Origin of the sequence: Pseudomonas sp. LLC-1, from assembly GCF_002992185.1 — a bacterium.
Taxonomy (GTDB): Bacteria; Pseudomonadota; Gammaproteobacteria; order Pseudomonadales; family Pseudomonadaceae; genus Aquipseudomonas; species Aquipseudomonas monteilii.
Genome location: NZ_LUVY01000011.1, coordinates 129343 through 146942, shown reverse-complemented (window position 1 = coordinate 146942; position 17600 = coordinate 129343). Strand labels below are relative to the sequence as shown.

18 protein-coding genes are annotated in these 17600 nt (G+C 64.4%); 4 read left to right on the top strand and 14 right to left on the bottom strand.

The window, feature by feature from the left end:
* Positions 1-78 precede the first annotated feature (78 nt).
* The 14 genes from A0O30_RS10165 to gshB form a co-directional block, all read right to left on the bottom strand.
* Entirely contained in the window at positions 79-693 is a 615-nt protein-coding gene (locus tag A0O30_RS10165) for a TetR/AcrR family transcriptional regulator (protein WP_105946387.1), read from the bottom strand.
* Positions 694-706: 13 nt separating this feature from the next.
* A complete protein-coding gene (phaC, locus tag A0O30_RS10160) occupies positions 707-2389 on the bottom strand; it encodes a class II poly(R)-hydroxyalkanoic acid synthase (protein ID WP_105946386.1) in 1683 nt (560 codons plus the stop codon).
* A gap of 42 nt (positions 2390-2431) precedes the next feature.
* Positions 2432-3283 (bottom strand): poly(3-hydroxyalkanoate) depolymerase, encoded by an 852-nt coding sequence (phaZ, locus tag A0O30_RS10155; protein ID WP_105946385.1) that lies wholly within the window; start codon positions 3281-3283, stop codon positions 2432-2434.
* A gap of 62 nt (positions 3284-3345) precedes the next feature.
* Positions 3346-5025 (bottom strand): class II poly(R)-hydroxyalkanoic acid synthase, encoded by a 1680-nt coding sequence (phaC, locus tag A0O30_RS10150; RefSeq protein WP_105946384.1) that lies wholly within the window; start codon positions 5023-5025, stop codon positions 3346-3348.
* A 268-nt stretch (positions 5026-5293) separates the two neighbouring features.
* Positions 5294-5671, bottom strand: a complete 378-nt coding sequence (locus A0O30_RS10145; RefSeq protein ID WP_105946383.1) for a gamma-butyrobetaine hydroxylase-like domain-containing protein — start codon at positions 5669-5671, stop codon at positions 5294-5296.
* A 188-nt stretch (positions 5672-5859) separates the two neighbouring features.
* The gene (gene hslU, locus A0O30_RS10140) at positions 5860-7203 is read right to left on the bottom strand and encodes an ATP-dependent protease ATPase subunit HslU (protein WP_060500589.1); all 1344 of its coding nucleotides are present in this window, start codon (positions 7201-7203) and stop codon (positions 5860-5862) included.
* 76 nt (positions 7204-7279) lie between these two features.
* Positions 7280-7810 carry an ATP-dependent protease subunit HslV gene (hslV, locus tag A0O30_RS10135; RefSeq protein ID WP_003249309.1) on the bottom strand — a complete coding sequence of 177 codons (531 nt, stop codon included), beginning with the start codon at positions 7808-7810 and terminating at the stop codon, positions 7280-7282.
* A 212-nt stretch (positions 7811-8022) separates the two neighbouring features.
* Complete coding sequence (locus A0O30_RS10130) at positions 8023-9294, bottom strand: dihydroorotase (RefSeq protein ID WP_105946382.1); 1272 nt, start codon at positions 9292-9294, stop codon at positions 8023-8025.
* Positions 9291-10295 (bottom strand): aspartate carbamoyltransferase catalytic subunit, encoded by a 1005-nt coding sequence (locus tag A0O30_RS10125; RefSeq protein ID WP_011536054.1) that lies wholly within the window; start codon positions 10293-10295, stop codon positions 9291-9293. The genes A0O30_RS10130 and A0O30_RS10125 overlap by 4 nt, the downstream gene beginning before the upstream one ends.
* A gap of 12 nt (positions 10296-10307) precedes the next feature.
* The gene (gene pyrR, locus A0O30_RS10120; protein WP_016712418.1) at positions 10308-10826 is read right to left on the bottom strand and encodes a bifunctional pyr operon transcriptional regulator/uracil phosphoribosyltransferase PyrR; all 519 of its coding nucleotides are present in this window, start codon (positions 10824-10826) and stop codon (positions 10308-10310) included.
* Between the two features lie 49 nt (positions 10827-10875).
* Positions 10876-11301, bottom strand: coding sequence for a Holliday junction resolvase RuvX (ruvX, locus tag A0O30_RS10115; protein WP_105946381.1), 426 nt, complete (start codon positions 11299-11301; stop codon positions 10876-10878).
* The gene (locus tag A0O30_RS10110; RefSeq protein WP_016712417.1) at positions 11301-11870 is read right to left on the bottom strand and encodes a YqgE/AlgH family protein; all 570 of its coding nucleotides are present in this window, start codon (positions 11868-11870) and stop codon (positions 11301-11303) included. The genes ruvX and A0O30_RS10110 overlap by 1 nt, the downstream gene beginning before the upstream one ends.
* Before the next feature lie 170 nt (positions 11871-12040).
* Positions 12041-12946: an energy transducer TonB gene (locus A0O30_RS10105; protein WP_105946380.1), complete on the bottom strand. Its 906-nt coding sequence runs from the start codon at positions 12944-12946 to the stop codon at positions 12041-12043.
* A 91-nt stretch (positions 12947-13037) separates the two neighbouring features.
* On the bottom strand, positions 13038-13991 hold the full coding sequence (gene gshB / locus A0O30_RS10100) for a glutathione synthase (RefSeq protein ID WP_105946379.1): 954 nt from the start codon (positions 13989-13991) through the stop codon (positions 13038-13040).
* A gap of 153 nt (positions 13992-14144) precedes the next feature.
* Between gshB and A0O30_RS10095 the strand changes: the two genes are divergently transcribed.
* From A0O30_RS10095 to A0O30_RS10080, 4 genes are read left to right on the top strand one after another with little or no spacing between them, the layout of a single operon-like run.
* On the top strand, positions 14145-14546 hold the full coding sequence (locus A0O30_RS10095; protein WP_060501047.1) for a PleD family two-component system response regulator: 402 nt from the start codon (positions 14145-14147) through the stop codon (positions 14544-14546).
* Positions 14547-14593: 47 nt separating this feature from the next.
* Positions 14594-14959 (top strand): twitching motility response regulator PilH, encoded by a 366-nt coding sequence (gene pilH / locus A0O30_RS10090; protein WP_016712413.1) that lies wholly within the window; start codon positions 14594-14596, stop codon positions 14957-14959.
* A complete protein-coding gene (locus A0O30_RS10085; protein WP_012274550.1) occupies positions 14956-15510 on the top strand; it encodes a chemotaxis protein CheW in 555 nt (184 codons plus the stop codon). The genes pilH and A0O30_RS10085 overlap by 4 nt, the downstream gene beginning before the upstream one ends.
* 47 nt (positions 15511-15557) lie before the next feature.
* On the top strand, positions 15558-17597 hold the full coding sequence (locus A0O30_RS10080) for a methyl-accepting chemotaxis protein (protein WP_232888512.1): 2040 nt from the start codon (positions 15558-15560) through the stop codon (positions 17595-17597).
* Positions 17598-17600 lie beyond the last annotated feature (3 nt).

Sequence of the window (17600 nt, the reverse complement as noted above, 5' to 3'; positions counted from 1 at the left end):
TGTGGGAGCGGGCGAGCCCGCGAAGGGCTGCAAAGCAGCCCCAGTCAAACTGGAGGACTCAGTTGGCTGGCATCATTGTTACCCCTCCAGATACCGCACCGCCAACTGCTCCGCCGCCGCTCGCGCCTGCGCCTGCAAATGCGGCGCCACCAGCATCATCACCTGATACACCACAATCCCCACATCCCCCTCGCGCCCCAGTACCCGCTGGTAATCCAGCGAGAACATCAGCGTCAGGGTGATCTGCTCCACCAACTGCCCCAGCGCCTGGGTGTCACTCTCCACCAGCCCCTGGCCCTTGAGGCTGGCCAGCAACGCCGCCAGCGTACGCTTGAGCGCGTTGATCAGGCTGCGCATGCCGCGCGCCAGCTTGGGCAGGCGCCCGGTCAGGTTGGACAGGTCCTGGAACAGGAAGCGGTACTGGGCCATGTGCTCGACGATCAGGTGCAGGAACAGCCAGTAATCCTCGGCATCCAGGCGCACCTCCAGCGGCGGGTCGAGCAGGGGCATCAGCGCTTCTTCAAAGCGCTCGAACAGGCCCAGCACCAACGGCTCCTTGCCGTGGAAGTGGTAATACAGGTTGCCCGGGCTGATACCCAGTTCGTTGGCAATCTCCAAGGTGGAAACGTTCGGTTCGCCCTGCTGGTTGAACAGTTGCAGGGCGCATTCGAGGATACGGTCGCGGGTCTTCATCCAGTTGTCGGGCTCATCGGGTCAGGACATAGGTGCCTGGCGCCGGGCCGAGCGGTGGATACGTGCTGTTGCCCAGTTCGGTACGGGGTGCCTTGAGCGGGCCGGAACGTGGCGTGATCCATTCCAGCCACAGGGGCCACCAGCTGCCGTCGCTGCGTTTGGCTTCGTAGAACCAGGCGCGCGGGTCGCCCGAAAGCTTGGGGTTTTCCAGGTAGTAAGCCTTGGGGTTGCCCGGCGGGTTGATGATGCTCTGGATGTGCCCGCTATTGGCCAGCACGAAGCGCCGGTCGCCACCGAGCAGCAAGGCCGAGCGATACACGGCATCCCACGGGGTGATGTGATCGTTGCTGCCGGCCACGGTGAAACTGTCCAGGTCGACCTGCTTGAGGTCGATGGGCGTGCCGCACACTTCAAGGCCTGCGGGGTGGGTCAGCGGGTTGTGCTTGAAGAAGTCCAGCAAGTCGCCGTGCAGGGCTGCCGGCAGGCGCGTGTTGTCGGCGTTCCAGTAGAGGATGTCGAACGCGGGCGGCGCCTTGCCCAGCAGGTAGTTGTTGACCCAGTAATTCCAGATCAGGTCGTTGGGGCGCATCCAGGCGAAAATCCTGGCCACCTCGCCGCCGTCCAGCACCCCCCGTTGATACGAGCGACGTTTGGCGGCCTCGACGGTCTGCTCGTCGGCGAACAGGCTGGCCGGGCTGTCGAACTTGCTGTCCAGCAGGCTGACCAGGTACGTGGCGCTACGTACCCTGCGCAGTTGGCGCTTGGCCTGCAGATGCCCCTGCAGCGCGGCCATGGTCAGCCCGCCGGCGCAGGCGCCCATCAGGTTGGGGTCGCGGTTGCCACTGATGCTGCGGCAGGCGTTGAGCGCTTCCTCCAGGGCCTGCACATACGAGGACAGCCCCCACTCGCGGTGGCGTGGGTCGGGGTTGCGCCAGCTGACCATGAACACCTGCAGGCCGTTCTTGAGCATGTACTGGACGAAGCTGTTGTGTGCCTGCAAGTCGAAGATATAGAACTTGTTGATTTGTGGCGGCACCACCAGCAAGGGCCGGGCGTGCTGCTTTTCACTCATCGGCTTGTACTGGATCAGCTCCAGCAGCTCGTTGCGAAACACCACCGCGCCAGCTGTCGCCGCCAGGTTGCCACCCACCTCGAAGGCGCGTTCGTCCACCTGGCGCGGCAGGCCGTCGTTATGGCGCAGGTCGTCGAGCAGGTGGGCCACGCCACGCACCAGGCTTTGCCCGCCGGTATTGAGCAGTTCCTTTACCGCCAGCGGGTTGAGCAGCGAGTTGCTCGGCGCCAGGGCGTCATTGATCAAGCCAAACAGAAAGTGCGCGCGGGCCCGGTCATCGTCGTCCAGGTGGCTTTCGTCGATCCATTGGCGGGTCTGCTTCTGCCAGGCCAGGTAGGCCTGCAGGCCACGGCGGTAAAACGGGTTCTGGCTCCAGGTCGGGTCGCTGAAGCGGGCGTCGCGGGGGTTGGGCTGGTAGGGCGAGTCGCCCAGCATCACGCGGCCCAGCTGGCCGCCGAGTGCCAGCAGGTGGCGCGCCGTATGCAGCGGGTTGGTCAAACCGTGGCGGCCCACCCTGCGCAGGGTCGACACCAGGTCGCGCCCGCGCAGGCCGAGTATGGCGTTCTGTACGTTCATGCTGGTGGCGGGGAGCGTTTTCGTTCCTTTGGCCGGTTTGTCTGTCATGGCAACACTCCCTCGTCTTACCCGTTTTCCGGGCAGCGACAATCAACCGCCGGAGGCGGGGCGCGGATGCATGACCGCGCGCTGACGTTCTTCCTGGAGAAACTTCATGATGATCGGTGCGACGGCCTCGGCCCGGGTAATCAGGAACAGGTGGCCATCGTCGATTATGTGTAGCTGGGCGTTGGGAATCCGCCAGGCCAGCAGGCGCATGTTGATCAGCGGAATAAGCGGGTCGTCGTCACCGGCCAGCACCAAGGTCGGCTGGTGGATCTTGTGCAGCCAGTGGATGCTCGTCCAGCCCAGGCCTGCGAACAGTTGCCAGTAGTAACCCATCTTGCCGCCGGAACGGACCTTGGACGCATGGTGCATGGCCAGGTCCGGGTCGCGACGGAAAGCGCCGCCATAGATCATCGGCGCGATGCGGATGACATGGGAGGGCTGCACGTAGCGCCTGGGGCTGGCCATCATCCACAACACTTTGGGCTTGCCCGGCACCATGACGGCGCCGGCGGCAGTGGCAGCCAGCACCAGCTTCTTGCAGCGCTCCGGGTAATCGTGGGCGAACTGCTGGGCCAGGGCGCCGCCCCAAGACACGCCGATGGCGCTGACCTGGCCGTAGTCCAGGTAATCGAGCATGCGCGCGGTCAGCTTGGCCAGCCCCGGAAAGCGATAGGGATGACGCGGTGTGGACGAACCACCCACCCCGGGCACATCGAAGGCGATGACCTCAAGGTCCGGGTCCAGCGCCTCGATGAACGGGAACACCAGCTCCAGGTTGGCGCCGATGCCGTTGAAAATCAGCAACGGTGTCAGGTGCGGCTTGCCCGGGCGGACGGCAGTGCGAATGGATTGGTCGTCCAGTTCGACGGTCCTGAAGATGTAGGGTTCCGGCATGCGTTCGACTCTTCGGTGAAAAAAGCACCGTGGCGCGCCGATGGCGGCCACGGCAAGGCCACTCAACGCTCGTGAACGTAGGTGCCCGGTGAGGCTTCGCCAGCGGCATAGGTGCGGTTGCCCAGACGGGGCGGCGCCTTTTTAAGCTCCCCGGCACGTTCGCTCAGCCAGCTCTGCCAGTGCAGCCACCAGGAGTCGGCATGCTTGGTCGCGTTTTCCTGCCAGGCCACCGGGTCACCCGGGCGATCGGCGCCGGTCATGAAGCGTGCCTTGGGGTTGCCTGGCGGGTTGAGGATGCTCTGGATATGGCCACTGTTGGACAGCACGAACTCGATCTTGCCGCCGAACAGGTGCGCCGAGCGGTAGCACGACTGCCACGGGGTGATGTGGTCGGCGGTGCCGGCGACGCTGAAGATGTCGCACTGCACTTTCTTCAGGTCGATCGGGGTGCCGCACACTTCAAGGGCGTCCGCACGCGTCAGCGGGTTGCTCTTGAACATTTCGATCAGGTCGCCGTGGAAGGCGGCCGGCAGGCGTGTGGTGTCGTTGTTCCAGAACAGGATGTCGAACACGGGCGGCTCGTTGCCGAGCAGGTAGTTGTTGACCCAGTAGTTCCAGATCAGGTCGTTGGGGCGCATCCAGGCGAACACCTTGGCCATGTCGCTGCCTTCCAGTACGCCGGCCTGGTAGGAATGGCGCTTGGCAGACTCCAGGGTCTGCTCGTCGACGAACAGCGCAACCTGGGTATCCATGGTGGTGTCCAGCACGCTGACCAGCAGGGTCAGGGCATTGACCTTGTTCTCACCGAGGGCGGCATAGTGGCCTACCAGTGCGGTGCAGGTGATGCCGCCGGAGCAGGCACCGAGCATGTTCAGGTCCTTGCTGCCGGTAATGGCCAGCACGGCATCGACCGCTTCCTTGAGCGCATCGATGTAAGTGGACAGGCCCCACTCACGCTGGGCCTTGGTCGGGTTGCGCCAGCTGATGATGAAGGTTTGCTGCTGCGAGCGCAGGCAGTAGCGGGCCAGGCTCTTCTCCGGGCTCAGGTCGAACACATAGAACTTGTTGATCTGCGGCGGCACCACCAGCAGCGGGCGGGCATGCACCTGTTCGGTGATGGGGCTGTACTGGATCAGCTCCAGTACATCGTTGCGGTACACCACGGCACCTTCACTGGTGCCCAGGTTCTTGCCCACTTCGAAGGCGTCCATGTTCACCTGGCTGGGCATGCCGCCGTTGTTGACCATGTCCTTGGCCAGGTTGGACAGGCCGTCGAGCAGGCTCTTGCCACCGGTTTCGAAGAAGCGTTTGACCGCTGCCGGGTTGGACAGGGTATTGGTCGGTGCCATGGCTTCGGTCATCAGGTTGATGACGAACTGGCCGCGGCTGATGTCTTGCGGTGACAGGTCGCTGCTGCCAATCCAGTCCTGCAGCTCCTTGCGCCAGGCCAGGTAGGTTTGCAGGTAGCGGCGGTACAGCGGGTTGTTGCTCCAGGCCGGGTCATTGAAGCGACGGTCGTCGCTTTCCGGGGCCAGGCTGGATTTGCCCAGCAGCACGTTCTTCAGCTCCAGGCCAAAGTGGGCCACATGTTTGGCGCTGTGCAGCGGTTGGCGCACGGCCTGGCGCAGCACGGTACGTGCCGAGCTCAACAGGTCCTTGCGGCGAATGCCGATGACCGGGTTCAGCCCCAGGGTATTGTCCGAGGCCTGCCGCTGCAGCTCATCGTTGTTCTTGTTACTCATCTACGACGCTCCGTTGTCCTGAGACGAGTACCGGTTGCTGTGACAGGAGCACAGCCCTGAGCCCGGTACTGCTACTCGGGTGACCAGTGATAAGGAACAGCGGTGCTGCGGGGGTTCTGACTGCCTGCAAAATGATGCAGGGAACTTGCCACACCCATTGGTTACCCGACTTTCATGTAATGCGCAAGACAGCCCTTCACTGGGCTGTCTGTAAGTCATTCAAACAGATGAATTTAGAAAATGCGCTCTAAACCCTGCAGCCCTTGCGCTAGAGCATGAGTTTCACGACCGATTCGGCCGGGTCGCGGGATTTCCCGGCCTTGTGCAGTTCGTCGAGGTACTCGGCCCACAACTGTTCCTGGCGCAGGCACAGCTGTTCAAGGTATTCCCAGGTGAACAGGCCGCTGTCATGGCCGTCGTCGAAGGTCAGTTTCAGTGCATATTGGCCGGCAGGTTCCAGGCCGATGAGGCCGACGTTGATCTTGCCAAATTGCAGGATGGGGTTGCCGTGGCCCTGGACCTCGGCGGAGGGGGAGTGCACGCGCAGGAATTCGGCGGGCAGGGTGTAGGCCTCGCCGGGGGCGTAGGTGAGGGTGAGGGTTTTCGAGGCTTTGTGCAGGTTGATGGCGGTGGGCAGGCGGGCCATGGGCGGAATCTCTCGGGAGCTGATAGTGCACAGCTTCGGGAGATTCGGACCATTGTGCAAGGGGGCTGCCCTGCAGCCCAATCGCCGGCAAGCCAGCTCCCACAGGAATACCACAGGCCTGGAGGGCAGTGATTTCCTGTGGGAGCTGGCTTGCCGGCGATTGGGCCGCAAAGCGGCCCCGTGCGGTCTTACAGGATGTAACGCGACAGGTCTTCGTTCTGCGCCAGTTCACCCAGGTGGCTGTTCACATACGCCGCGTCGATCTGGATCGGCGTTTCGTCGTGGGTGCTGGCCAAGTCGCCAGCGCTGAACGACACCTCTTCAAGCAAACGCTCAAGCAGGGTGTGCAGGCGGCGGGCACCGATGTTCTCGGTTTTCTCGTTCACCTGGTAGGCAATTTCGGCCAGGCGCTTGATACCGTCCGCCTGGAACGCGATGTTCAGGCCTTCGGTTTTCAACAGGGCCTGGTACTGCTCGGTCAGCGAGGCATGCGGCTCTTGCAGGATGCGCTCGAAGTCTTCCGGGGTCAGTGCCTTCAGTTCCACGCGAATCGGCAGACGGCCTTGCAGCTCGGGCACCAGGTCGCTTGGCTTGCTCAGGTGGAATGCACCCGAGGCAATGAACAGAATGTGGTCGGTCTTGACCATGCCCAGCTTGGTGTTGACGGTGCAGCCTTCGATCAACGGCAGCAGGTCGCGCTGTACGCCTTCACGGGACACGTCAGCGCCGCCAACGTTGCCACGCTTGGCAACCTTGTCGATTTCGTCGATGAACACGATGCCATGCTGCTCGACCGCTTCCAGGGCCTTGGCCTTGAGCTCTTCTTCGTTGACCAGGCGGCTCGCTTCTTCATCGCGCACCATCTTCAGCGCTTCTTTCACCTTCAGCTTGCGCGCCTTGCGCTTGCCTTTGCCCATGTTGGCAAACAGGCTTTGCAGCTGGTTGGTCATTTCTTCCATGCCGGGTGGCGCGGCAATTTCGACGCCCACGGCATCGGCCACTTCGATTTCGATTTCCTTGTCGTCGAGCTGGCCTTCACGCAGGCGCTTGCGGAACAGCTGGCGGGTGTTGGAGTCGGTGCTGGTCTGTGCGGCTTCCTCGGCGAAGCTGCTCACCCGTGCCTGCGGCAGCAGGGCATCGAGGATGCGGTCTTCGGCGGCATCTTCGGCGCGGTGGCGAACGCGGATGATCTCCTGCTCGCGCAGCATCTTCAGCGCGGCATCGGCCAGGTCACGGATGATCGACTCGACATCACGGCCCACGTAGCCCACTTCGGTGAACTTGGTGGCTTCGACCTTGAGGAACGGCGCATTGGCCAGTTTGGCCAGGCGACGGGCGATTTCGGTCTTGCCGACGCCGGTAGGGCCGATCATCAGGATGTTCTTCGGGGTTACTTCGGCACGCAGCTCGGCAGGCAGCTGCATCCGGCGCCAGCGGTTGCGCAGGGCAATGGCCACGGCGCGTTTGGCGTCGTCCTGGCCGATGATGTGGCGGTTGAGTTCGTGGACGATCTCGCGGGGGGTCATGGACATGGTCAATACGGTCCTTGGGCAGATGAATCAGCGTGGAAAAGCCCCGTCACCGGGAAGGGGCGCCAGAACAGCTGAGTCAGTCGGCCAGGTCCTGCTCCTCGATGGTCAGGTTGTGGTTGGTGAACACGCAGATATCACCGGCGATGTTCAGGGCGGTTTCGGCGATTTCACGGGCCGAGAGGTCGGTCTTGTTCAGCAGGGCGCGGGCTGCGGCCTGAGCGTAGGCGCCACCGGAACCCATGGCGATCAGGCCGTCTTCGGGTTCGACCACGTCGCCGTTACCGGTGATGATCAGGGAAGCGTCCTTGTTGGCCACGGCCAGCATGGCTTCCAGGCGGCTCAGGGAACGGTCGGTACGCCATTCCTTGGCCAGCTCGACGGCGGCACGTACCAGGTGGCCCTGGTGTTTTTCCAGCTGGCCTTCAAAGCGTTCGAACAGGGTGAAGGCATCGGCGGTGGCACCGGCGAAGCCCGCAATGACCTGGCCGTGGTACAGGCGGCGCACCTTCTTGGCGTTGCCTTTCATCACGGTGTTGCCGAGGGATACCTGGCCGTCGCCACCCATGACGACTTTGCCGTTACGGCGGACAGAAACGATGGTGGTCAAGGGGAGAGTCTCCACGCAGCGGGGCGAAAGTGCCTGATGCAGACTCATATGGGGGTGGGGGGAAGGATTTCAACCGTGGGGGATGAATGGTCGCGCTTGGCAGGGGGAGCCGTGCGAGGGCATTCGCGGGCATGCCCGCTCCCACAGGGTTACCACATGCCTTGGGTTAGTGGTGATCCTGTGGGAGCGGGCGTGCCCGCGAAGAAGGTTACTCAGCCCTCGTGGCAAACATGCCCATCGACCAAGGTATAACGTACCGCACCCGGCAGGCAGTGGCCGATGAACGGGCAGTTCTCGCCGCGCGAGAACCATTGCTCGCCGGCAACGGTGGAGGCTTGCGGGTCGAACAGCACCAGGTCAGCTGCGCCACCCACCTTCAGCTCGCCAGCCGGCAGGCGCAGGGCAGCAGCCGGGCCGCTGCTCAGGCGGGCCAGCAGGGTCGGCAGGTCGAGCAGGCCGTCCTGCACCAGTGTCATGGCCAGTGGCAGCAGCAACTCGACGCTGCTGATACCCGGCTCGGTGGCGCCGAACGGGGCCAGCTTGGCGTCGCGTTCGTGCGGCTGGTGGTGGCTGGAAATCGCCTGGATCACACCCGACTTCACCGCCTCGCGCAGGCCGTCGCGGTCGGCGGCGGTACGCAGTGGCGGCTGCACGTGGTACAGGCTGGAGAACTCGCGCAGCGACTCATCGGTGAGAATCAGCTGGTACAGCGCCACATCGGCGGTTACCGGCAGGCCGAGGGCCTGGGCCTGGGCGATCAACCGTGCGCCACGGGCACTGGTGATCTGGGTGAAGTGCGCACGCACGCCGGTCTGTTCCACCAGCAGCAGGTTGCGCGCCAGGGCCACGGTTTCGGCGGTTTCCGGGATGCCCGGCAGGCCGAGGAAGCTGGCCATGGCCCCTTCATGGGCCAGGCCGCCCTGGGACAGGTCGCGGTCCTGGGAGTGGAACACCACGGTCAGGTCGAAGGTGGCGGCGTATTCCAGGGCGCGGGCCAGGGTACGGTTGTTGGGGATTTCCTTCAGGCCGTTGCCGAAGGCCACGCAACCGGTGTCGCGCAGGGCTACCAGCTCGGCCAGTTGTTCGCCTTCCAGGCCCTTGGTCAGGGCGCCGATCGGGTAGACCTTGCTGTTGGCGGCTTCGCGGGCGCGGTCCAGGATCAGCTCGGCCACGGCCGAGGTGTCCAGTACCGGTTTGGTTTGCGGCGGGCAGCACAGGCTGGTGACACCACCCGCCACGGCAGCGCGGGTTTCACTGGCGATGTTGCCTTTACGGCTGTAGCCCGGCTCGCGCAGGGACACGCCAAGGTCGACCAGGCCGGGCGCGGCAACCAGGCCATCGGCCTGGATCGTGCGGCTGGCGCTGAAGCCGGCCGGGGCAGCGCCGATGGCGGCAATGCGGCCACCGTCCAGGTGCAGGTCGGTCACCTGATCCAGGCCTGTCTTGGGGTCGATGACCCGGGCGCCGAGAATACTGAGGGTCACTGGGCGTTCTCCTGGTCGAATTGACGTTGCGCGTTCTGCCCGCTCATGGCCATGGACAGCACGGCCATGCGCACGGCGATGCCGTAGGTGACCTGGTTGAGGATCACCGAGTGCTTGCCGTCGGCCACCGCCGACTCGATTTCCACGCCCCGGTTGATCGGGCCCGGGTGCATGACGATGGCGTCGGGCTTGGCCCCGGCCAGGCGTGCAGTGGTCAGGCCGAACAGGCGGTAGAACTCGCCCTCGCTGGGTAGCAGGCCACCCGCCATACGCTCGCGTTGCAGGCGCAGCATGATCACCACATCGACGTCTTTCAGGCCTTCGGCGAGGTCGGTGTACACCTTCACGCCGTACTGCTCGATGCCGATCGGAATCAGGGTTTTCGGGCCGATCACGCGGATGTCCGGGCAACCCAGCGCCTTGAGCGCCAGCATGTCGGAGCGGGCCACGCGTGAGTGCAGGATGTCGCCGACGATGGCCACCGAGAGGTTTTCGAAGCTGCCCTTGTGGCGGCGGATGGTGAGCATGTCGAGCATGCCCTGGGTCGGGTGCGCGTGGCGGCCATCACCGCCGTTGATCACGGCAACGTCCGGGCACACGTGCTCGGCGATGAAGTGTGCGGCACCGGAGTCGGAGTGGCGCACGACGAACATGTCGGCGGCCATGGCTTCGAGGTTGCGCAGGGTGTCGAACAGCGTCTCGCCCTTGCTGGTCGAGGAGGTCGACACGTTCAGGCTGATCACGTCGGCCGACAGGCGCTGGGCCGCCAGCTCGAAGGTGGTACGGGTACGGGTGGAGTTCTCGAAGAACACGTTGCACACGGTCTTGCCGCGCAACAACGGGACTTTTTTCACGGCCCGGGCACCAACTTCCAGGAAGGAGTCGGCGGTGTCGAGGATTTCGGTGAGCAGTTCGCGGGGCAAACCGTCCAGCGAGAGGAAGTGGCGCAGCTGGCCCTGATCATTGAGCTGCAGCGGGCGCTTGGCGTCGAATGGCGTCATCGCGGGGGACTCTTAAAGGGCGGAAGCGGAGGCGAGGTCCTGGCGCTCGAGGGCGAGCGGTGCGGGTCCGGTCAATTTTACCCGTTCATGGGCGGCCAGCGACAGGGTGGCACCCAGCACATTCGGACGGATTGGCAGTTCGCCGGCATCCAGGTCCAGCAGGCAGACCAGGGTGACGCTGGCCGGGCGGCCATAATCGAACAGTTCGTTGAGTGCGGCGCGCACGGTACGACCGCTCATCAGCACGTCATCCACCAGCACCAGGTGCTGGCCTTCCACTTCGAACGGCAGCTCGGACGGACGCACTTGCGGGTGCAGGCCGTTCTGGCTGAAGTCGTCGCGGTAGAACGAAACGTCCAGGGTGCCCATGGGGCTGGTATCACCCATGGCTTCCTGCAGGGCCTGGGCAACCCAGACACCGCCGGTGCGGATGCCGATGTAACGTGGCTCGCTGATGTTGCGGCGGGCCAGGTGGGCGCGAAGGTCGACAGCCATCTGCCGGATCAGCTCGGCGGGATTGGGTAGGCTCATTGCGGGCTCCTCGGAAGGGTGCGCCGGGCGGGCCCGGCGGCAAAGATGATCAGGTATTGGCCTCCAGCCAGCCTTGTAGCAACAGGGCGGCGGCGATGGCATCGACCGGGTTGTCGCGGTAGCTGCCGCGCTGGCCGCCACGGGCCATGCGCTCGCCTTTGGCCTCGAAGGTGGTCAGGCGCTCGTCGTGGGTGTGCACGGGCAGGTTGAAGCGGCCATTCAGGCGTCGGGCGAACTTTTCGGCGCGGGCGCTCATTTCGCTGGGTGTGCCGTCCATGTTCAGCGGCAGGCCGACGACGATGGCGTCGGGTTTCCACTCAGTGATGAGCTTTTCCACCTGAGCCCAGTCCGGTACGCCGTTTTGTGCCTTAAGGGTGCACAGTTCGCGGGCCTGGCCGGTGACCACCTGGCCAACGGCCACGCCGATCTGTTTGCTGCCATAGTCGAAGCCCAGCAGCAGTCGTAGTTCGGCCATCAGGCGTGGCCCGCCTGGCTGGTCAGCAGGTTCAGGTTGATCCCCAGGCTGGCGGCGGCGGCGTCCAGGCGCAGGTCGCTGGCCAGGCCAAAGATGATTTCCGGGTCGAACGGGCAGTTGAGCCAGGCGTTGTCGGCCAGCTCGGCTTCCAGCTGGCCGGCTTCCCAGCCGGCGTAACCGAGGGTGATCAGGCTTTGTTTCGGGCCTACCCCGGCAGCGATGGCCAGCAAGATGTCCTGCGACGTGGTCAGCGCCAGCCCTTCCAGCGCCACGGTGGCCTGGAAGCTGCACTCGCTGCTGTGCAACACGAAGCCGCGGTCGGTCTGCACCGGGCCACCCTGGTAGATCGGCACCTGCAAGGTGCTGGCCGGTGGTGTTTCATCCGGGCGCAGCTGCTCGAGGATGTCGGCCAGGCTCAGCTCCTGCGGCCGGTTGACCACCAGCCCCATGGCGCCATGCTCGTTGTGCTCGACGATGTACGTGAGGGTCTGGGCGAAGTTCGGATCGGCCATGTGCGGCATGGCGATCAGGAACTGGTGCTTGAGGTAGCTCGGGGCGAGGGTTTTCATGGGGGATAGTGTGGCGCCAGGTGGCGAGGCTGACAAGGTGCGGATTTGTGTCGTTTGTGCTGGCCTCTTCGCGGGCAAGCCCGCTCCCACAGGTACCCCTCAGGACTTGGAGTCGATGAAGATCCTGTGGGAGCGGGCTTGCCCGCGAAAGGGCCGGTACTGCCAATAAATCAGTTACTGGACAAACGGTCCCCACGCGCAAACCGCCAGGTCCGAATGATCTCCAGCCGGTCAAACTCGGCCAGATCCCCGGTAAACGGCGCAAATGGCGCCGCCAGCCGCACGATGCGCTGTGCCGCCTGGTCCAGCACCGGCTGCCCCGACGATTCCAGCACCAGCACCTCATACAACGAACCATCGCGGTTGATCGACACCATCATCCGCAAATTGCCGTAAATCTGTTGCCGGCGCGCTTCGTCGGGGTAGTTCAGGTTGCCCACCCGCTCGACCTTCTTGCGCCACTCTTCCTTGTACCAGGCGCCCTTGTCGCGCATGGTCGATGCAGCATTCAGGCGGTGAATCTTCGGCCGCTTGGCGTACATCTGCTGTTCGTTGGAAAGCTCCGCTTCCAGGCTGGCGATCTGGCTGGACAGCTGCGAGCTGTCAAAGTCTGGCGCTGGCGCCGTCGGCTTGGGCTGTGGCTTGCTTTCCTTGGGTTTGGGCTCAACCTTCTGCGGCTTGGGCGCCGTGGTCACCACCGCCGACTTTTGCGGGGTAGGGGGCGGCACCACCTCGGGCTTGGCGGCAGGCGGTGGGGTAATCTTGTTGATCTTGCTGTCCTGGAACGGCGCCAGCTCGGTGGTTGTGGGTACCGCTTTCTTGTCCAGGGTGCCGCTGCCCTGCTGGTTGTCCTGGGCCTGGAAATCGGCCTTCTCGGGCGGTTTCTCGCTCTTGAAGGTGGCCAGGGTGATGTCCATGGTGTGGCGGATTTCGGCCGGCTTGACCACGCTGAAGCCGACGCCAAGGATCAGCGCCAGGTGCACCAGGGCAGCCAGGAACAGGGTAAAGCCTAACCGGTCCACCGGGCGAACACGGGGAGGCAGCAGGGTGGCGGGGATGTCAGCGGGCAGCGTCATCAGGTATCCAGCAACCGCAGGGCGGGGCAGCAGCTCAGTCGAATAGGACCGGCATCATACCCCACTCTACGGTTTTGCTTCGCGTTGGCTGTCAGCGCGCCTTCAGCTTGCGATCAATGGCATCCATCAACTTGCCACCGATATCGGTGTTGTAGGCGGCATCGATCTCGCGGATGCAGGTAGGGCTGGTGACGTTGATCTCGGTGAGGTAGTCGCCGATCACATCCAGGCCCACGAACAACAGGCCTTTTTCGCGCAGGGTCGGGCCGACCTGGGCGGCGATCCAGCGGTCGCGGTCGGTCAACGGGCGGGCCTCGCCACGGCCGCCGGCGGCCAGGTTGCCGCGGGTTTCGCCGCTGGCCGGGATGCGCGCCAGGCAATAGTCCACCGGCTCGCCATCGATCATCAGGATGCGCTTGTCGCCGTCTTTGATCGCCGGCAGGTAGGCCTGAGCCATGATCTGCTGGGTGCCCAGCGCGGTCAGGGTTTCCAGGATCACCGACAGGTTGGGGTCGCCAGCCCGGTGGCGGAAGATCGATGTGCCGCCCATGCCGTCCAGCGGCTTGAGGATCACATCGGCATGCTTGGCCGCGAATTCACGAATGATGTCCGGGCGGCGGCTGACCAGGGTCGGCGTGGTGCACTGCGGGAACAGCGTGGCGAACATCTTCTCGTTGCAGTCGCGCAGGCTTTGCGGGCGGTTGACCACCAGCACGCCGTCATTTTCGGCCTGTTCCAGCAAGTAGGTGCTGTAGACGAATTCCATGTCGAACGGCGGATCCTTGCGCATCAGGATCACGTCCAGGTCAGCCAGCGGGCCGTCCTGCTCCTCGCCCAGTTCGAACCAGTGCGCCGGGTCGGCAAACACCTTCAGCGGGCGCATGCGGGCGCGGGCCTTGCTTTCGCCCTGGTACAGGTCTTGCTGTTCCATGTAGAACAGGCTCCAGCCGCGTGCCTGGGCGGCCAGCAGCATGGCCAGCGAGCTGTCCTTCTTGTAGGAGATGGACGCGATGGGGTCCATGACAATGCCGAGGCGTACGCTCATGGGGTGGTTCCTCTTGGCGGCAGGTGCCGCGATGGCTCGAAAGAAAAGTGGCTCAGGGTGGCGCCGCAAACGCCGCCGGTCAAGGGGCGGCGCAGATGGAATGGCCACCCGGAGTGTGCTAAAAATGCAGCTAATTTCCATTGGTAGGCGTCTATGGAACAACCCCTGAAGGTGATGGTGATCGACGATTCCCGCACGATCCGCCGCACCGCACAGATGTTGCTCGGTGAAGCGGGCTGCGAGGTAATCACCGCCAGCGATGGCTTCGATGCCCTGGCCAAGATCGTCGACCACCAGCCCGGCATCATCTTCGTCGATGTGCTGATGCCGCGCCTGGACGGCTACCAGACCTGCGCCGTGATCAAGCACAACAGTGCTTTCAAGGACACGCCGGTCATCCTGCTGTCGTCGCGCGACGGCCTGTTCGACAAAGCCCGCGGCCGGGTGGTCGGTTCTGATCAGTTTCTGACCAAACCGTTCAGCAAAGAAGAACTGCTCGATGCGATCCGCGCCCACGTGCCCGGTTTTGCCGCAACCCAACAACCCGCACCCTGACCGTGCCCCGCCATGGCATGGTCTTACTTTCCTGATGGGGAAACAGCATGGCCCGAGTTCTGATTGTCGACGACTCGCCGACAGAGATGTACCGCTTGACCGAGTGGCTGGAAAAGCACGGCTACCAGGTGCTCAAGGCCAGCAACGGTGCCGATGGCGTGGCCCTGGCCCGGCAGGACAAGCCCGACGCGGTGCTGATGGACATCGTCATGCCCGGCATGAACGGCTTTCAGGCCACCCGCCAGCTCAGCAAGGACCCGGAAACCGCCGCCATCCCCGTGATCGTGGTCACCACCAAGGACCAGGAAACCGACCGCATCTGGGCCACGCGCCAGGGCGCCCGTGACTTCCTGACCAAACCGGTGGAAGAAGACGCGCTGATCGCCAAGCTCAAAGAAGTGCTGGGGGCTTGACCACCCGCCCGCAAGGCGCGTCGCTGACCGCCTTCGAGTTGTTGCTGGACATCGACCGGCGCTGCCGCCTGCTGGTCGCCGACCAGCCCCCGCAGGACAACCGCCTGCAACAGTGGAGCGGTATCGGCTTTCGCATTGCCGGGCAGTGGTTCGTCGCGCCCATGGGGGAGGTGGCCGAGGTACTGCGCGAACCGCGCAGCAGCCGCGTCCCGGGTGTGCAACCGTGGGTGTGCGGGGTGGCCAACCTGCGTGGCCGGCTTTTGCCGGTCATGGACCTGAGCAGCTTCTTCGGCCTGGGCCACGCCGCGCCTGGCAAGCAGCGGCGGGTGCTGGTGCTGGACCACGACGACCTGTTCGTCGGTTTGCTGGTGGACGAGGTGCTTGGCCTGCAACACTTCGCCCTCGACAGCCTGCAACTGTCGCCGCCGCAGCCATTGATCCGCGCCGCTGCACGCTTCGTGCAGGGGCACTTCCCGCGTGAACGCAACTGGGCAATCTTCAGCCCCTTCGCCCTGGCCCAGGCGCCGGGCTTTCTTGATGTGGCGTTATAGGACCTGCGAACGTGAACAAGCCTGCCGCCCCCGTCACAGCCACCACTGTGACCCCACGTACCCGCAGCATCGCGCAGATCACCGTGCTGTTTCTGATCCTGATCCTGTCGATCATCCTGCTGTTCGCCAACTTTGCCTACCTGAACACCCAGTCCAACTACGACAAGCAGTACATCGGCCATGCCGGCGAGCTGCGGGTGCTGTCTCAGCGCATTGCCAAGAACGCCACCGAAGCCGCCGCCGGCAAGGCCCTGGCCTTCAAGCTGCTGTCGGATGCACGCAACGACTTCGAGCGGCGCTGGGGCTACCTGCGCCAGGGTGACAAGTCCACCGGGTTGCCAGCTGCGCCGCCTACGGTGCGAGACGAGATGGAGGCGGTACGCCGCGACTGGGAAAACCTGCGCAAGAACACCGACACCATCCTGGCCAGTGAGCAGACCGTGCTGTCGCTACACCAGGTGGCGGCCACGCTGGCCGAAACCGTGCCGCAGTTGCAGGTGGAATACGAAAAAGTGGTCGAGATCCTGCTGCAAAGCGGCGCTCCGGCCAACCAGGTGGTGGTGGCGCAGCGCCAGCTGTTGCTGGCCGAGCGCATCCTCGGTTCGGTCAACACCGTGCTGGCGGGTGACGATACCGCCGCTCAGGCGGCGGATGCCTTTGGCCGCGATGCCGGGCGCTTTGGCCAGGTGCTGGAGGGGATGCTCAGCGGTAACGCGGCCATCCAGGTAACCCGTGTCGAGGACGCCGACGCCCGTGCGCGGCTGGCCGAAATCGCCGAACTGTTCCAGTTCGTCGCGGGCTCGGTCGACGAAATTCTCGAAACCTCGCCCGAACTGTTCCGCGTGCGTGAGGCCGCGGGCAACATCTTCAGCCTGTCGCAAACCCTGCTGGACGAGGCGTCACACCTGGCCAACGGTTTCGAGAACCTGGCCGGCGGACGTACCCTCGATACCGTTGGCGGCTATGCCCTGGGCCTGCTGGCGCTGGCCTCGATCATCCTCATCGGCCTGGTCATGGTGCGCACCACCAACCGCCAGCTGCGCGAAACGGCAGAAAAGAACGAACGCAACCAGCAGGCAATCATGCGTCTGCTGGATGAAATCGAAGAGCTGGCCGACGGCGACCTGACCGTGACCGTATCGGTGACCGAAGACTTCACCGGCGCCATTGCCGATTCGATCAACTATTCCGTGGACCAGCTGCGCGACCTGGTCGCCACCATCAACCACAGCGCCGTGCAGGTTGCCGCTGCCGTACAGGACACCCAGAACACCGCCCGCCAGCTGGCCAAGGCTTCCGAGCACCAGGCCGAGCAGATCAGCGAGGCCTCCGAGGCGGTCGGCGACATGGTCGAGTCGATCGACCGGGTTTCGGCGCATGCCTACGAGTCGGCCAAGGTGGCCGAGCGCTCGGTGGCCATTGCCAACAAGGGCAACGAGGTGGTGCATAACACCATCAACGGCATGGACAACATTCGCGAGCAGATCCAGGACACCGCCAAGCGGATCAAACGCCTGGGCGAGTCTTCCCAGGAAATCGGCGACATCGTCAGCCTGATCGACGACATTGCCGACCAGACCAACATCCTTGCACTCAACGCGGCCATCCAGGCCTCGCTGGCCGGCGAGGCTGGCCGTGGTTTTGCCGTGGTTGCCGACGAAGTGCAGCGCCTGGCAGAGCGCTCGTCGTCGGCCACCCGGCAGATCGAGGCGCTGGTGCGTACCATTCAGGCCGACACCAACGAGGCAGTCATCTCCATGGAGCAGACCACCGCCGAAGTGGTGCGTGGCGCTCGCCTGGCGCAGGATGCCGGGGTGGCGCTGGCCGAGATCGAAGGGGTGTCGCAGAACCTGGCCGATCTTATCCACAGCATCTCTGACGCTGCCCAGTTGCAGACCTCGTCGGCCGGGCAGATTTCCCACACCATGGCGGTGATCCAGCAGATTACCGCGCAAACCTCCGCCGGCTCCGGTGCCACCGCCGACAGCATCCGCCACTTGGCCCGCATGGCCAGCGAGATGCGCCGTTCGGTGTCCGGTTTCACCCTGCCGCCACCTGCGCAAAGCCCCACCGATGCGCCGCGCTGAGGA

What these genes read in the sequence shown, in the direction of transcription:
- A0O30_RS10165 (WP_105946387.1), bottom strand. Translation starts at nt 693, where the DNA reads ATGAAGACCCGCGACCGTATCCTCGAATGCGCCCTGCAACTGTTCAAC.
- phaC (WP_105946386.1), bottom strand. Translation starts at nt 2,389, where the DNA reads ATGACAGACAAACCGGCCAAAGGAACGAAAACGCTCCCCGCCACCAGC.
- phaZ (WP_105946385.1), bottom strand. Translation starts at nt 3,283, where the DNA reads ATGCCGGAACCCTACATCTTCAGGACCGTCGAACTGGACGACCAATCC.
- phaC (WP_105946384.1), bottom strand. Translation starts at nt 5,025, where the DNA reads ATGAGTAACAAGAACAACGATGAGCTGCAGCGGCAGGCCTCGGACAAT.
- A0O30_RS10145 (WP_105946383.1), bottom strand. Translation starts at nt 5,671, where the DNA reads ATGGCCCGCCTGCCCACCGCCATCAACCTGCACAAAGCCTCGAAAACC.
- hslU (WP_060500589.1), bottom strand. Translation starts at nt 7,203, where the DNA reads ATGTCCATGACCCCCCGCGAGATCGTCCACGAACTCAACCGCCACATC.
- A0O30_RS10125 (WP_011536054.1), bottom strand. Translation starts at nt 10,295, where the DNA reads ATGACGCCATTCGACGCCAAGCGCCCGCTGCAGCTCAATGATCAGGGC.
- pyrR (WP_016712418.1), bottom strand. Translation starts at nt 10,826, where the DNA reads ATGAGCCTACCCAATCCCGCCGAGCTGATCCGGCAGATGGCTGTCGAC.
- ruvX (WP_105946381.1), bottom strand. Translation starts at nt 11,301, where the DNA reads ATGGCCGAACTACGACTGCTGCTGGGCTTCGACTATGGCAGCAAACAG.
- A0O30_RS10110 (WP_016712417.1), bottom strand. Translation starts at nt 11,870, where the DNA reads ATGAAAACCCTCGCCCCGAGCTACCTCAAGCACCAGTTCCTGATCGCC.
- A0O30_RS10105 (WP_105946380.1), bottom strand. Translation starts at nt 12,946, where the DNA reads ATGACGCTGCCCGCTGACATCCCCGCCACCCTGCTGCCTCCCCGTGTT.
- gshB (WP_105946379.1), bottom strand. Translation starts at nt 13,991, where the DNA reads ATGAGCGTACGCCTCGGCATTGTCATGGACCCCATCGCGTCCATCTCC.
- A0O30_RS10095 (WP_060501047.1), top strand. Translation starts at nt 14,145, where the DNA reads ATGGAACAACCCCTGAAGGTGATGGTGATCGACGATTCCCGCACGATC.
- pilH (WP_016712413.1), top strand. Translation starts at nt 14,594, where the DNA reads ATGGCCCGAGTTCTGATTGTCGACGACTCGCCGACAGAGATGTACCGC.